15 protein-coding genes are annotated in these 14,801 nt (G+C 71.1%); 12 read left to right on the forward strand and 3 right to left on the reverse strand.

The genetic code is table 11. From position 1 onward, the window contains the following. Nucleotides 1-26 precede the first annotated feature (26 nt). From ABT061_RS01375 to coaA, 3 genes are all read right to left on the reverse strand, one after another. The gene (locus ABT061_RS01375) at nucleotides 27-977 is read right to left on the reverse strand and encodes a DUF389 domain-containing protein (RefSeq protein WP_350911411.1); all 951 of its coding nucleotides are present in this window, start codon (nucleotides 975-977) and stop codon (nucleotides 27-29) included. Nucleotides 978-1,033: 56 nt separating this feature from the next. Continuing rightward, a complete protein-coding gene (locus tag ABT061_RS01380; RefSeq protein WP_350911413.1) occupies nucleotides 1,034-1,561 on the reverse strand; it encodes a DinB family protein in 528 nt (175 codons plus the stop codon). Nucleotides 1,562-1,820: 259 nt separating this feature from the next. Next, on the reverse strand, nucleotides 1,821-2,756 hold the full coding sequence (gene coaA / locus ABT061_RS01385) for a type I pantothenate kinase (RefSeq protein ID WP_350911415.1): 936 nt from the start codon (nucleotides 2,754-2,756) through the stop codon (nucleotides 1,821-1,823). 122 nt (nucleotides 2,757-2,878) lie between these two features. On the opposite strand from coaA, the gene glmS reads away from it, so the two are divergent. From glmS to tsaD, 12 genes are all read left to right on the forward strand, one after another. Beyond that, on the forward strand, nucleotides 2,879-4,720 hold the full coding sequence (glmS, locus tag ABT061_RS01390; protein WP_350911417.1) for a glutamine--fructose-6-phosphate transaminase (isomerizing): 1,842 nt from the start codon (nucleotides 2,879-2,881) through the stop codon (nucleotides 4,718-4,720). A gap of 178 nt (nucleotides 4,721-4,898) precedes the next feature. Beyond that, on the forward strand, nucleotides 4,899-6,314 hold the full coding sequence (locus ABT061_RS01395) for a PhoX family protein (protein WP_350911419.1): 1,416 nt from the start codon (nucleotides 4,899-4,901) through the stop codon (nucleotides 6,312-6,314). Between the two features lie 97 nt (nucleotides 6,315-6,411). Beyond that, nucleotides 6,412-6,762 (forward strand): holo-ACP synthase, encoded by a 351-nt coding sequence (locus tag ABT061_RS01400; protein ID WP_030912838.1) that lies wholly within the window; start codon nucleotides 6,412-6,414, stop codon nucleotides 6,760-6,762. 10 nt (nucleotides 6,763-6,772) lie between these two features. Then, nucleotides 6,773-8,386, forward strand: a complete 1,614-nt coding sequence (locus tag ABT061_RS01405; protein WP_350911421.1) for an NAD(P)H-hydrate dehydratase — start codon at nucleotides 6,773-6,775, stop codon at nucleotides 8,384-8,386. After that, nucleotides 8,383-9,510: an alanine racemase gene (gene alr, locus ABT061_RS01410; protein WP_350911423.1), complete on the forward strand. Its 1,128-nt coding sequence runs from the start codon at nucleotides 8,383-8,385 to the stop codon at nucleotides 9,508-9,510. The genes ABT061_RS01405 and alr overlap by 4 nt, the downstream gene beginning before the upstream one ends. A 20-nt stretch (nucleotides 9,511-9,530) precedes the next feature. Continuing rightward, complete coding sequence (locus tag ABT061_RS01415; RefSeq protein ID WP_350911425.1) at nucleotides 9,531-10,607, forward strand: alpha/beta fold hydrolase; 1,077 nt, start codon at nucleotides 9,531-9,533, stop codon at nucleotides 10,605-10,607. Then, a complete protein-coding gene (gene tsaE / locus ABT061_RS01420) occupies nucleotides 10,604-11,101 on the forward strand; it encodes a tRNA (adenosine(37)-N6)-threonylcarbamoyltransferase complex ATPase subunit type 1 TsaE (RefSeq protein ID WP_451934970.1) in 498 nt (165 codons plus the stop codon). The genes ABT061_RS01415 and tsaE overlap by 4 nt, the downstream gene beginning before the upstream one ends. A gap of 169 nt (nucleotides 11,102-11,270) precedes the next feature. Then, nucleotides 11,271-11,948 (forward strand): hypothetical protein, encoded by a 678-nt coding sequence (locus tag ABT061_RS01425; RefSeq protein ID WP_350911427.1) that lies wholly within the window; start codon nucleotides 11,271-11,273, stop codon nucleotides 11,946-11,948. Nucleotides 11,949-11,954: 6 nt separating this feature from the next. Continuing rightward, complete coding sequence (locus ABT061_RS01430) at nucleotides 11,955-12,509, forward strand: class F sortase (RefSeq protein ID WP_350911429.1); 555 nt, start codon at nucleotides 11,955-11,957, stop codon at nucleotides 12,507-12,509. Nucleotides 12,510-12,635: 126 nt separating this feature from the next. Beyond that, a complete protein-coding gene (gene tsaB, locus ABT061_RS01435; protein WP_350911431.1) occupies nucleotides 12,636-13,319 on the forward strand; it encodes a tRNA (adenosine(37)-N6)-threonylcarbamoyltransferase complex dimerization subunit type 1 TsaB in 684 nt (227 codons plus the stop codon). Further along, nucleotides 13,316-13,768, forward strand: a complete 453-nt coding sequence (gene rimI, locus ABT061_RS01440; protein WP_350911433.1) for a ribosomal protein S18-alanine N-acetyltransferase — start codon at nucleotides 13,316-13,318, stop codon at nucleotides 13,766-13,768. Before tsaB ends, rimI begins: the two co-directional genes overlap by 4 nt. Beyond that, the gene (tsaD, locus tag ABT061_RS01445; protein WP_350911435.1) at nucleotides 13,761-14,792 is read left to right on the forward strand and encodes a tRNA (adenosine(37)-N6)-threonylcarbamoyltransferase complex transferase subunit TsaD; all 1,032 of its coding nucleotides are present in this window, start codon (nucleotides 13,761-13,763) and stop codon (nucleotides 14,790-14,792) included. Before rimI ends, tsaD begins: the two co-directional genes overlap by 8 nt. Nucleotides 14,793-14,801: the final 9 nt, after the last annotated feature.

Raw genomic sequence — 14,801 nt, forward strand, 5'->3', positions numbered from 1 at the left:
GAATCCCCCTCGTCCAAAAGGGCGGTTCACCGCCTGCCGGGGGGTACCGGAAGTCGCATGCCGAACCGGGACCAGTAGGCCCTCTGCACGAGGAGCGTCAGCACCCCGGAGATGATCATTCCTGCGATGTTCACCCCGAGCTGGACGGCCGACGCGCCCATGTCGCCCCAGCGCGACAGCGCGGCGGCGACCGCGAAGTAGCCCGCGGCCGGGACCGTGGTGACCGAGATGAAGACGCCGACCAGCGCCGATGACTTGCCGGCGGTCACCGAGAGCACCCCGGCGGCCCCGGCGAGCAGCGCCACGATGAACGACCACCTGTCGGGCTTGACGATGAACTCGATCTCCTCGTGCCCGGTCCGCAGCGAGCCGCTGTCGATCCAGCCCAGCCACCGCCAGGCCAGCGCGCAGGCGAAGGTGATCGCGAGGGCGACGGCGAAGCCCACGGCCAGGGTACGGAGCGCGCGGCCGATCAGCTGCCGGTCGGCACGGATCAGGCCGAAGCAGATGGCCGCGATCGCACCGAACTCCGGCCCCAGCACCATCGCGCCGACGATGAGGATCGGCGAGTTGACGATCACACCGATCGCCGCGATCTGGGTGGCGATCACCAGGAACGCGAGGAAGGCCCAGGTGAGCCGGGAGTCGTCGCCGACCCGCTGGGCGAACTCCGCCCAGACCACCGCGTCGTCCCCGTCGCCGGGCGCCTCCTCCTGGGCGCGCTCGGACACCTCCGAGATCGACAGGTCGACCTCCTCGGCCGCGATCGACCCCTCGGTGTGCAGGCCGAGCCGCTGCAGGTACTCGATCACCTCGTTGGCGGCCTCGCGGGCGACGTCGAACTGGACGAGGTCCCCGGCGGGGGAGCGCGCGGCACCGGGAAGCACGACGATGTTGACCACGCCGACGCAGGTTTCGAGCACCTCCAGTACCCCGTCCGACAATTCCGGCGGACTGATCACGCGCAGATGCAACACGGGCCAACCTTAGGACCTGTGGGCGGCTCACTGAAGCCCGGAGAATCTCCGACCTGTCATCCGGCGGACGCGGCGCGGAGCAGGCGGAGCTGGCCGATCTCGGTGATGTTCTTCATCAGTTCGGAGTTGACCCAGGCGATCATGTGGGCGACGGTCAGTTCGGGGCTGTCCGGCCAGGGGAAGGGGGCGGGGGCGTCCAGGTCGTCGTCGGTGAGCCGGTCCAGCACCGCCAGCCACTCCACGCGAAGGCCGCGTAGCCAGTCGACGGTGGCCTGCCCGTCGCCCGGCCACCCGATCTCCTCCCGGTCACGTGGTGTCCGCCCCCGCGCGTGGTCGATGGTCACCGTCCACCACCAGCCGATGTGCCAGGTGACCCAGCCGAGGGTGGGGACCGGAATGGGATCGGGCTCGGCATCGTCCCAGTCCGGCACCCACATCCCGTCGACGCCCGGGTGCACCGTCCAGCAGTGGGGCGCGGGCTCCCAGAGAAAGTCCTCCGGCCGCAACCGCTCCAGATGGAGTTCGAACAGCGACCAGGTCAGCTCGAACTGCCAGCGGAGCAGTTCACCACGGGAAACAGTCACCGGCCGACCCTGCCACAGCGCCGGTCCGTTCAGAAAGCCGTTTTCCGGCGGCCGGGGCCGGACCGTCCAGGCCGTCGGGGTACTCCCCCCCGTACGGCGGGTCCGAGGCCGAGCGGCGAGACGACGTAGGCGTCGCGGCAGCGCAGGTACTGCTCACCGGCGAAGGCCGACGCCTGACCACCTCCACCGGCGCGCAGACGCCGACCACTCGACGCGCTTTTGACGGACGCTGATCCCAGGGGGCGAAAGGGGCGGAAAGTCAGATGCGGCGGAGGCGGACGCGGCTGACCGAGTGGTCGGCGCTCTTGTGCAGGACCAGGTCGGCGCGGCCCCTGGTGGGGGCGATGTTCTCCAGGAGGTTGCGCTCGTTGATGTCGCGCCAGATGTCCTTGGCGAACTCGGTCGCCTGCTCCTCGGACAGTTCGGCGAGGTGCCTGAAGTAGGACTTCGGGTCCTCGAAGGCGGTCTGCCGCAGCTTGTGGAAGCGGTCCACGTACCAGTCGCGGATGTGCTCGACCTTGGCGTCCACGTAGATGGAGAAGTCGAAGTAGTCGTTGATCGCGAGCGCGGTGGGCGGGGCGGGCTGCAGCACGTTGAGGCCCTCGACGATGAGGATGTCGGGCCGGCGGATGGTCTGGGTCGCACCGGGCACGATGTCGTACTCCAGGTGGCTGTAGACCGGGGCCGTCACCTCGGGCAGGCCCGCCTTGACGTCGGCGACGAACCTGACCAGGGCCCGCCGGTCGTAGCTCTCCGGGAAGCCCTTCCGGTGCATGATGTCCCTGGCGGTGAGGACCTCGTTCGGGAACAGGAAGCTGTCCGTGGTGATCAGATCCACCCGGGGGTGCTCCGGCCAGCGGGCCAGCAGGGTGTGCAGCAGCCTGGCGGTGGTCGACTTGCCGACCGCGACGCTGCCGGCGATGCCCAGGACGTACGGGGCCGTCCGCCGCTCGCCGCCGAGGAAGGTGTTGAGTGCCATGCTGCGCTGCCTGACCCCGGTGAAGTGCAGGTTGAGCAGCCGGGTGAGCGGCAGGTAGATATCGGTGACCTCGGTCAGGTCGATCGGGTCGTCGACGCCGCGCAGCTCCTCCAGTTCGCTCTCGGTGAGCGTCAGGGGGGTGTTCTTCCGCAGGTCGCTCCACTGAGCCCGGCTCAGCTGCACGTACGGTGTCGCGGTGTCCAAACCGTTGGCCATGTTCAGCAAGCCTACTGATCGCCTCTGCGTACGATCCTGCCGGGTGCCGGGCGGGATTCTTGGGGTGTCTGGGGGGTTCTCCATAGACAAGGTGGCCGATCTCTCAGGGAAGGGGGTAGGTCATGTGCGGCATAGTGGGATATACGGGACAGCGGCAGGCGATCGAGGTCGCCGTCGAGGGACTGGGCCGGCTGGAGTACCGGGGGTACGACTCGGCGGGAATCGCACTGGTCGGATCCGGCGGCCTGGTCGTGGAGAAACGGGCGGGGAAGCTGGCCAACCTGCGCTCGGCACTGGTCTCGCGGCCCGCGCCGCCGTCGACGGTCGGGATCGGGCACACCAGATGGGCCACCCACGGGGCGCCCACCGACCGCAACGCCCACCCGCACACCGACTGTCACGGGCGGATCGCGGTCATCCACAACGGGATCATCGAGAACTTCGCCGTGCTCAGGAGTGAGCTGGAGGACAAGGGCCACCGGATCGTCTCCGAGACCGACACGGAGGTGGTGGCGCATCTGCTGGAGGAGTTCGCCGCCGGTGGCCTGGCGGAGGCGATGCGCCGGGTCTGCCTGCGGCTGGAGGGGGCGTTCACGCTGCTCGCGGTCTCGGTGGACGAGCCCGAGGTGGTGGTGGGGGCGCGGCGTAACTCGCCGCTGGTGGTCGGCAGAGGGGACGGGGAGAACTTCCTCGGCTCGGACGTGGCGGCCTTCATCGCCTACACACGCGAGGCGGTGGAGCTGGGGCAGGACCAGGTGGTCGAGCTGCGTCCCTCGAAGATCACGGTCTTCGACTTCCAGGGGGCTCCGGCCGAGACGCGTGACTATCACATCGGCTGGGACGCCTCGGCCGCCGAGAAGGACGGCTACGACCACTTCATGCTCAAGGAGATCGCCGAGCAGCCCAGGGCCGTCGCCGACACGCTGCTCGGCAGGGTCGGCCAGGACGGCCTGCTGGTGCTGGACGAGATGCGCCTGTCCGACCAGGAGCTGCGCGACATCAACAAGATCATCCTGGTGGCCTGCGGGACCTCGTACCACGCCGGGCTCATCGCGAAGTACGCCATCGAGCACTGGGCCCAGCTGCCCTGCGAGGTCGAGGTGGCCAGCGAGTTCCGCTACCGCGACCCGATCCTCACCCGGGACACGCTGGTCGTCGTGATCAGCCAGTCGGGCGAGACGATGGACACGCTCATGGCGGTACGGCACGCGCGCGGGCAGCGCTCCCGGGTGCTGGCGGTGTGCAACGTGAACGGCTCCACGATCTCCCGCGAGTCCGACGCCGTCCTCTACACGCACGCGGGCCCGGAGGTCGCGGTGGCCTCCACCAAGGCCTTCCTCACCCAGCTGGTGGCCTGCTACCTGGTGGCGCTCTATCTCGCGCAGGTCCGGGGCACCAAGTTCGGCGACGAGATCACCCAGATCGTCGACCGGCTGGCGGAGATGCCGTCGAAGGTGAGCGAGGTCCTCTCGACGGTCGAACCGGTCCGCGCGCTGGCCAGATCGCTGGCCGCCGAGCGGTGCGTGCTCTTCCTCGGGCGGCACGTGGGCTTCCCCGTCGCGCTGGAGGGAGCGCTGAAGCTCAAGGAACTGGCGTACATGCACGCCGAGGGCTTCGCCGCGGGGGAGCTCAAGCACGGCCCGATCGCGCTGATCGACAAGGGGCTCCCGGTCGTGGTGGTCGTCCCCTCGCTGTCCGGCCAGCGGGTGATCCACGACAAGATCGTGTCCAACATCCAGGAGATCAGAGCCAGGGGCGCCAGGACCCTCGTCATCGCCGAGGAGGGCGACGACGTGGTCGAGCGGTACGCCGACACGCTGATCCGCATCCCGGCCGTGCCGACCCTGCTCCAGCCGCTGGTCGCCACGGTGCCGCTCCAGGTCTTCGCCTGCGAGCTGGCCACCGCCAAGGGGCACGACGTCGACCAGCCCCGCAACCTCGCCAAGTCGGTCACGGTGGAGTAAGCCCAGGACAGGGGTTGTCCACAGCCTGTGGACAACCCCTATGGATTACCGAGGGGCAGAAGCGGGAATAGGAGCTGCCCGCTTTCTTGCATGGTTAATTGTCGATATATGCCATATAGCGGACTGCTGACGGCGGATTAACGTGGCGTGAATCCACCGGACCTCAGGGAGTCGCAAGATGGATCGTCGTCGTTTCCTTGCCGGTAGTGGTGCGCTGGCCACGGTAGGGGTGGCCGGGCCGTTCGCCGGCGTCGCGCGGGCGGGGCTGAACGGGGAGACCCGCCCCGGAGGCGGGTACGGGCCGTTGAGGCCGGTCGCCGACGAGCGGGACGGCGCGGTCCGGCTTCACCTGCCCGACGGCTTCCGCTACGCCTCCTTCAGCGTCGCCGGGGACAGGTTCGGCGACGGGTCCGCCGTCCCCTCCAGGCACGACGGCATGGCCGCGTTCCGCGGACCCGCGAACACCGCGATCCTCGTCCGCAACCACGAGGTCAACGGCCCGGTCGGCGCGTTCGGCGACCCGGCCAGGGCCTACGACCCGGCGGCGGGCGGCGGCACCTCCACGCTCAGGGTCACCCGTTACGGCAAGGTGATCTCCGCAGCCCCCAGCCTGACCGGCACCCAGATGAACTGCTCGGGTGGCCCGATGCCCTGGGGTGCCTGGGTGACCTGCGAGGAGACGGTCAACGGGCCGGACGTGGGCAACGACTTCACCGGCCAGGACAACGGCAAGCTCACCCAGAGGCACGGCTACATCTTCGAGGTCCCGATCGACGGCAGAGCCTCGGGACCGATCAGGAGCGCCGGGCGGTTCGCCCACGAGTCGGCCGCGTTCGACTCGTTCACCGGCGCCGTCTACCTCACCGAGGACAACTTCGCGTTCGCCTCCGGGTTCTACCGCTACCTGCCGCCGAAGAACCCGCTCCGGGCCGGTCGCATCCTCGACGGCGGCAGGCTGCAGATGCTGGCCGTGCGGGGCGCGCCGGGCAAGGACCTCTCGGTCGGCCAGTCCAAGGGGGCCACCTACGCGACCACCTGGGTGGACATCGACGACCCCGACCCCACCTTCATCGGTACCCCCGCCAACGACCTCGCGGTCCAGGCGGTCGGCAACCAGGGCAGGGCCAAGGGGGCGGCGCTCTTCTCCCGGCTGGAGGGGGCGATCAACCATCACGGCACGATCTACTTCACCTCCACGCAGGGCGGCGCGACCGCGCCCGGCGACACCCCGCCCAGCGGCTTCGGCAAGGGGCGCGGCCAGGTGTGGGCGTACGAGACGTGGAGCGGGAGGCTCAGGCTCGTCTACGAGTCGCCGGGCTCGGTCACTCTCGACCTGCCGGACAACGTCACCGCCAGCCCCCGGGGCACGCTGGTCCTGTGCGAGGACGGCTCGGGCGACAACTACCTGCGCGGCCTCACCAGCCGTGGCGAGATCTTCGACTTCTCCCGGCTGGCCCCCGTCGCCGGGGACTCCGGCGCCGAGTTCGCCGGCTCGACCTTCGGTCCCGGCGGGCACACCCTCTACGTCAACGTCCAGTCGTCGGCGGGGATGAGCTTCGCCATCTGGGGGCCCTGGCAGCGCGGCGGCTTCTGACCTCCCCGCCGACCCCCGCGACCCGCTTCGGGGCCGATCGTACGACGTCCGTGCCGGCAGGCGGGCGGCCGATGAAGATCATCGGTAACCTGGGGAAATGATCGTTGGGATCGGCGTCGACGTCGTGGACGTGGCCAGGTTCGAGGCGACCCTGGTGCGGACGCCCGCGCTGCGGGGGCGCCTGTTCACCGCCGCCGAGAGCGCGCTGGCGACGGAGTCGCTGGCCGCCAGGTTCGCGGCCAAGGAGGCCGTCGCCAAGGCGCTGGGCGCGCCCCCCGGGCTGCGGCATCTGGACGCCGAGGTGCTCACCGGCGAGCACGGGCGGCCCGAGCTGCGGGTGACCGGCAAGGTGGCGGACGTCGCCCTGGCCCTGGGCGTGGTCAGATGGCACGTCTCCCTGACGCACGACGGGGGTGTCGCCATCGCCTATGTGATCGCCGAGGGATAAATTCGGTGGAATGCGGACCGCGTACACATCTGACCAGATCAGGGCGGCCGAGGCGGCGCTGATGGCGACCCTGCCCGAGGGCACCCTGATGGAGAGGGCGGCCACCGGGCTCGCGGTGGTCTGCGCCAGGATGCTCGGCGGCGTGTACGGCTCCCGCGTCGTGCTGCTCGTCGGCGGCGGTGACAACGGCGGCGACACCCTCTACGCCGGGGCACGCCTGGCGGCCAGGGGGGCCGGGGTTGACGCGATCATCGCCGGGAAGCGCGTCCACGAGGCGGGACTGGAGGCCCTGCGCCGCGCGGGCGGCCGGGTGACCGACCTGCCCGGCGGCGAAGCCGCTGCCCCCGCGACCACCCCGGCCGGTCGGCCGGTCGCTTCGGAGGGGCCGGCGACGGGAAACCTCGCGGAAGCGCCCGGGGACGGTGTGACGGGTGGTGACGCGGTGGTGGGCGGGGCGGTCCGCGACCTGATCGGCGCGGCGGACCTGATCGTGGACGGGATGCTCGGGATCGGCGGGACCGGGGCGCTCAGGGAGCCGTACGCGACCCTGGCCCGGCTCGCGGGTGACGCGCCCGGCGAGGTCGTCGCGGTGGATCTGCCGAGCGGGGTGGACGCGAGCAGCGGCCAGGTGGAGGGCGCGGCGGTCCGCGCGGACGCCACGGTCACGTTCGGAGCGTGGAAGACCGGGCTGCTGGTGGATCCCGGCGCCGGGCACGCGGGCCGGACGGAACTCGTCGACATCGGTCTCGGCCCCCATCTGCCGGGACCCGACGCGGTCGCGCTGACGGACGCCGACGTGGCCGCCCTGCTGCCCAGGCCCGGTGCCTCCTCCGACAAGTACCGCCGGGGCGTCGTCGGGATCGCGGCGGGCAGCGAGCGCTACACCGGTGCGGCGGTGCTGGCGGTGGGCGGGGCCCTGCGGGCCGGGGTGGGCATGGTCCGCTACGCGGGGGTCGCCGAGCCGGTGGCCCAGGTGCGGGCCCGCTGGCCCGAGGCGGTGATCACCACGCTCGCCCCCGGCGAGGGCGTCGAGGAGGTGGGCCGGGTGCAGGCGTGGGTGCTCGGTCCCGGGCTCGGCACCGGCGACGAGGCGCGCGCCATCGCCCGCTCGGTGCTGGCCGACGATGTCCCCGTGCTCGTCGACGCCGACGCGCTGACCCTGGTGGCCCAGGAGCGGTCACTGCTCCGCCGCGACGCGCCCGTCCTGATCACCCCGCACGCCGGCGAGCTCTCCCGCCTGACGGAGGTGCCGAGGGAGCTGATCGAGGCACGGAGCCTGGAGAACGTACGGCGGGCGGCGGCCGAGCTGGACGTGACCGTACTGCTCAAGGGCTCGACCACGCTGGTCGCGCAGGAAGGGCGGCCGGTCAGGATCAACCCCACCGGAAGTCCCTGGCTCGCGACCGGCGGCACCGGCGACGTGCTGGCCGGCCTGGCGGGCGCGCTGCTGGCCGCGGGACTGAGTGGTTACGACGCGGCCTCCTGCGCCGCCTACCTGCACGGAATCGCCGGTCGGCGCGGCCCTCTCGCCGCCTCCGACGTCGCCGAGGCCCTGCCGGAGACGGTGCGGTCATTGGTCAACGGGCTCAGGCAGAGCCGCTCACCTGCCAAACTGGAGCGATGAGCTTCCCGATGACGCCCGCCGAGGCACGGGTGGACCTCTCGGCGATCCGCGAGAATCTGGCACTGCTCGGGAGCCACGCCCCCGGCGCCGAGATGATGGCGGTGGTCAAGGCCGACGCCTACGGGCACGGGCTGGTCCCCGCCGCGCGAGGTTGCCTGGAGGGCGGTGCCGGGCGGCTGGGCACCGCCTACGTCCGCGAGGCCCTCCAACTGCGGGCCGCCGGGATCACCGCGCCGATCCTGGCGTGGATCCTCCCGCCGGGCGAGCCCCTGGCGCAGGCGGTCGAGCACGACATCGAGCTGTCGGCGGGCTCGGTCGCGGTGGTCGACGCGATCGCCGACGCCGCGGCCCTGACCGGCCGGACGGCCAGGGTGCATCTGAAGGCCGACACCGGCATGTCACGTGGTGGTGCGACGCCGCGTGAGTGGCCCGACCTGCTCGACCGGGCGCTGCGGCGGCAGGCCGAGGGGACCGTCGAGATCGCCGGGCTCTGGTCCCACTTCGCCTGCGCGGACATTCCGGGAGATCCATCCATCGTGGCCCAGCTGATGGCGTTCGACGAGGCGCTGGCCGTCGCGGAGAAGGCGGGTGCCGGGGGCTCCCACGTCATCAGGCACATCGCCAACTCGGCGGCCACCCTGACGCTGCCGCAGGCGCACTACGACATGGTCCGCCCCGGGATCGCGACCTTCGGGCTGAGCCCCGTGCCCGAGCTCGGCGACTTCGGGCTGCGCCCGGTGATGACGCTCGTGGCGCGGGTCGCGCTGGTCAAGCGGGTGTCCGCCGGATCGGGTGTGTCGTACGGCCACCTGTATGTCACGGATCGGGAGACCACGCTTGGTCTCGTCCCGCTCGGGTACGCGGACGGGATCTCGCGGCGCGCCACCAACCTGGCGGAGGTGCTGGCGGGTGGCCGCAGGCGGCGGATCGCCGGTCGGGTCTGCATGGACCAGTTCATGATCGACGTAGCGGACGACCCACTGGCGGAGGGCGACGAGGTGATCCTGTTCGGTGACGGATCGCGGGGCGAGCCGACCGCCCAGGAATGGGCGGATTCCCTCGGCACGATCACGCATGAGATCGTGACCGGGATCGGTTCGCGGGTCCCACGCGTTTACCGGTAAAAGGGAGCTCAGGGGGTCGCATGAGTACTACCACACGGCGCAAGGTCGGTATCGCGAGCGCGATCGTCGGTGTCGCGTCCGCGGGAGTGGCCGCCGGGGCCCTCGCCAAGCGGTACGCCGTCGGCCGCATCAGACTCCGCCCCGACCTGGAGGCGAGCGAGCCGCTTGGAGAGCTCCGGGGCCGTCCCACCACGGTCACCACCTCCGACGGCGTTTCGCTGTACGCCGAGGTGGACGGCCGGGAAGACGCTCCGCTGACCGTGGTGCTCTGCCACGGCTACACGCTCAACCTCGACTCCTGGCACTACCAGCGGCGCGATCTGGGTGACGCCTACCGCCTGGTCCTGTGGGACCAGCGCTCCCACGGGCGATCGCCGCGCATCCCGACGGAGGACTGCTCGATCGACCGGCTCGGCGACGACCTGGCCGAGATCGTCGAGGCGCTGGTGCCGGGCCCGTGCGTGCTCGTCGGCCACTCCATGGGCGGTATGACGATCATGGCGCTCGCCGACCGGCACCCCGAGTTGTTCGGCGACAAGATCAAGGGTGTCGCGCTGATCTCCACCTCCCCCGGCAGGCTCGGCGAGATCTCCCTCGGCCTGCCCGCGCTGCTGTCGAAGGCGGTGCACAAGGTCACACCGGGCACGGTGTCGATCCTGAGGCGCGGTGGCGCGCTGGTCGACAAGAGCCGCCAGGTCGGCAACGACGTGGCCTTCCTGGCCCTGCGCCACCTGGGGTTCGGCGATTCCAAGAACGTCAGTCCCACGGTCGTCGACTTCGTCGAGTCGATGATCCGTTCCACCCCCTTCGAGGTGATCGCCGAGTTCTACCCGGCGCTGATGTCGCACGACAAGCTGAGCGCGCTGGGTGTGCTGGACGAGGTGCCCACCTCCATCATGGTCGGTGACAAGGACTGGCTCACCCCCGTCGAGCACAGCAAGGCGATGGCGGCGGCGCTGCCGAGCGCCCGGTTCACCGAGATCCCGGAGAGCTCGCACCTGGTCCACCTGGAGCGGCCGGCGCTCGTCAACAACGCGCTGCACGACCTGCTCAAGCGGGCGATCGCCGACACCGACGCGGGCGACGAGAACCGATGAGCCCGGACACGGGCGGGAGTGGTGACAGGAGTGACGCACCGGTGATAGTCGTGGCGACCGCCGAGGAGATGCGGGAGCTGGGCCAGAGGCTGGCCGAGCTGTTGCGGCCGGGAGACCTGGCCGTGCTGTCGGGCCCGCTCGGCGCGGGTAAGACGACCCTGGTGCAGGGCATCGCAGAAGGGCTCAAGGTACGCGGACCGATCACCTCGCCGACCTTCGTCATCGCCCGGGTGCACCCCTCGCTCTCCGGCGGTCCGGCACTGGTCCACGTCGACGCCTACCGCCTCGGCGGGGATCTGGAGGTCGACGACCTGGACCTGGACGCCTCGCTGGAGGAGTCGGTGACCGTCGTGGAGTGGGGCGAGGGCCTGGTGGAGGGGCTCGCCGACGACCGGCTGGAGATCCTCATCGGCAGGGGCGCGTCCGGCGAGCCGGGTGAGGAACGGACCGTGACCCTCCGCGGGGTCGGACCGCGCTGGGAAGGTGTCATCTGATTTGCCCACGGGGGCTGGGAAATCCTGACAGGCTGGTACCCCGCCCCATTGGTCTAGATCGTCGGGCGCGTTGATCGACTCTGGCGGGTTTGCCCATGTTTAATGGGGAACAGGTGGGACATCGTGCCGGGCGAGGGTCGTCGGCCGGAGGGCGAAGTGGAGTTCGACGGTGCCAAGCGTCAAGCGTGTCGCGGTTACGGGAGCCATCGTTCTTTTCGGGATGGTCGGGCTGGTCGGGTGTTCGGCGGAGGCCAACTCAGGCAGCCCGACGGCCACCCCCACCACCACCCCACCTGATTCCGGCATCAGCCGGCAGGACATCGAGGTCCAGCTCCAGCCGGCCCGTGCCAAGGCCGGGCAGAAGGTGTGGGTCCTGGCGAACTGCCCGATCCCGCAGGGGGGTCCCGAGCACCGCGGCACCGCGTCATCCCGGATCTTCCGCACCCCGGTGACCCTCGACCCGATCCTCGCGACGCCCACGCCGGCCCCCGCGAACACCGCCAGCCCGACGCCGCGCCCATGGGTCCGCGGCCAGGCCACCGTCGCCGACAGCGTGGCCGCCGGTGTCTACGAGGTCAACGCCAGGTGCGAGGGGACCAACGACACGGGCAAGACCAACCTCAGGATCGTGGCCGACACCGAGCCGAGCTCCAGTCCGACGTCCAAGCCCACTTCCAAGCCGACCAGAACGATCATCAGCACCGAGGCGCCGGGCACGGGCGGCGGCGGCACCGCGGCGGGAGGCCCCGCCGACTCGGGCGGGCCGATCGGCACGACGGGTGTCCTGCTCGCCCTCGCCCTGGCCGGCGGCATCGGCATCGCGGTCGTGCGTCGCCGCCGCTCGTAGTCCCTGATGGCCGATTCCACCCGCTGGTCCAGGATCATCCTGGCCGGAGTCGTCACCGGTGCCGTCATGGTCGCGCTCAACAGCAGGGACGGCGGTGAGGAGCAGCCGCCGGTCCGGGCCTCGATCGTGCCCAGCCGCATCGACATCCCGTCCCTGGGTATCAAGGCGCCCCTGATGAAGCTCGGCGTGAAGGACGGCCGGATCGAACTGCCGCCGTACGAGAAGCCGAACACCGCGGGCTGGGTCAAGGACAGCGCGGTCCCCGGGGACGAGGGCTCCGCGGTGATCCTCGGGCACGTGGACACCAAGACCGCGCCCGCCGTCTTCTACAAGCTCAAGGAGATGCGGGAGGGACAGGTCATCAAGGTGGTGCGCAGCGACGGCAAGGTCGCCCAGTACCGGGTGGACACGATCGAGCAGATCAGCAAGAGCCGGTTCCCCGCCGACAAGGTCTACCTTGAGGACGGCCTGCGGCTCATCACCTGCGGCGGGACCTTCGACTGGGACAACCACGAATATCGCGACAACCTCATCGTCTACGCCACCCTGGTCAAGACCTGAGCCCGGCTGCCCGGGGCTCGCGCGGGCCCCGTACAGGGCTCGGACGGGGGCGCGGCGGGCCGTACGCCGCCGCCCCGCCAGGGCGGCGCTACTGAGCCCTCCCCGGAAGGACTAGGCTAACTGTTCGTGCTGGTCCTGGCCTTTGACACCGCAACCCCCGCCGTCACAGCAGCGCTGCACGACGGTGCGAGGGTCCTCGCCGAGTCGACGACGGTCGACGCGCGCCGCCACGGTGAGCTGCTCGTACCCACGATCGAGACGGTCCTGAGTGAGGCCGGAGCCTCGCTCCGCGACGTCACGGCGGTCGTCGCGGGCTCCGGCCCCGGCCCCTACACCGGGCTCCGGGTCGGCCTGGTGACCGCCCAGGCCCTCGCGACGTCACTGGGCGTCCCGGCGTACGGTGTGTGCACGCTCGACGCGCTCGCCTACGGCAGCGGGCTGACCGAGCCGTTCCTGGTGGCCACCGACGCCCGGCGCAAGGAGGTGTTCTGGGGGCACTACCAGGAGATGCGCACCCGGCTGTCCGGCCCCGCGGTGGACCGGCCCCAGGACCTGCCGGGGGAGCTTCCGCTGGTCGGCGCGGGCGCGCGGATGTACGCCGAGGTCGTCGGGGCCTCCCGGCTGCTGGACACGCCGGAGTATCCCCACGCGGGCGCGCTGGCGGCGCTGGCCGCCGAGCAGCTCGGCGAGCCGGGCGTCCACACGGTCGTCGAGAGCGGCACCCACCCCGTGCTCGGCCTGCCCCACCCGATCTATCTGCGCCGTCCCGACGCCCGGGTGCCCTCGGCGCCCAAGAAGGTCTCCGCATGACGACGGTGCTCCGTCAGATGACCTTCGACGACCTGCCCGCGGTCATGGAGATCGAGCGCAGGACCTTCCCAGCCGACGCCTGGAGTGAGGGCATGCTCCGCGGCGAACTCGACGACCAGCCGAGGACCAGGCACTACGTGGTGGCCCTGGCCGAGGACGCGATCGTCGGCTACGCGGGCCTCGCCGCGGCGGGGGACCAGGCCGACGTGCAGACCATCGCGGTCCTGGCCGAGTGGCGCCGGAACGGCATCGGCGGCGCCCTGCTGACCGAGCTGCTGACCGAGGCCGAGCGCAGGGGCGCGGTCTCGGTCTTCCTTGAGGTGCGCGCCGACAACCCGGGCGCGCAGGCGGTCTATGACAGGTTCGGGTTCGAGCGGATCGGCATGCGCCTCCGCTACTACGACGACGGCACCGACGCGATCATGATGAGAAAGGATCTCCATGCGTGACGAACCGGTGGTCCTGGGCATCGAGACCTCCTGCGACGAGACGGGGGTGGGAATCGTCCGGGGGCACACCATGCTGGCCAACGCCATCGCCTCCAGCGTCGAGCAGCACGCCCGTTTCGGCGGGGTGGTGCCCGAGGTCGCCTCCAGGGCGCACCTGGAGGCGATGACCCCGACCGTCGAGCGGGCACTGGAACGGGCGGGCCTGCGCCTCGCGGACATCGACGCGATCGCGGTCACCGCCGGGCCGGGTCTGTCCGGCGCGCTGCTCGTCGGCGTCGCCGCCGCCAAGGCGTACTCGCTGGGTCTGGGCGTGCCGCTGTACGGCGTCAACCACCTGGCGGCCCACGTCGCGGTGGACCAGTTGGAGCACGGAGCCCTGCCCAAGCCGTGTATCGCCATGCTGGTCTCCGGTGGGCACTCGTCCCTGCTGCTGGTGCCCGATGTCGCGAAGGACGTCATCTCGCTGGGGTCCACCGTGGACGACGCCGCGGGCGAGGCGTTCGACAAGGTGGCCAGAGTGCTCGGCCTGCCCTTCCCCGGCGGGCCGCACATCGACAGGGTGGCCCGCGACGGCTCCGGCGCGGCCATCGCGTTCCCGCGCGGCAAGTACGACGACGGGACGCTCGACTTCTCCTTCTCCGGCCTGAAGACCGCCGTGGCCCGGTGGGTGGAGGCCAGGGAGAAGGCGGGCGAGTCGATCCACGTGCCCGACGTGGCGGCGTCCTTCCAGGAGGCCGTCGTCGACGTGCTGACCCGCAAGGCCCTGAGCGCGTGTGCCAAGTACGGTGTCGGTGACCTGCTGATCGGCGGCGGGGTGGCGGCCAACTCCCGGCTTAGGGCGATGGCGCAGGAGCGCTGCGAGGCGGCCGGGGTCCGGCTCCGGGTGCCCAGTCCCGGGCTGTGCACGGACAACGGTGCCATGGTGGCGGCGCTGGGCTCCGATCTGGTGGCGGCAGGTGTCGAGCCGTCGCCGCTGGACATTCCCGCCGACTCCTCGCTGCCCGTCACCACGGTCCACGTGTAGCGGCCTCAC

It is taken from the genome of Streptosporangium sp. NPDC002544, from assembly GCF_040295965.1.
Lineage (GTDB): Bacteria > Actinomycetota > Actinomycetes > Streptosporangiales > Streptosporangiaceae > Streptosporangium.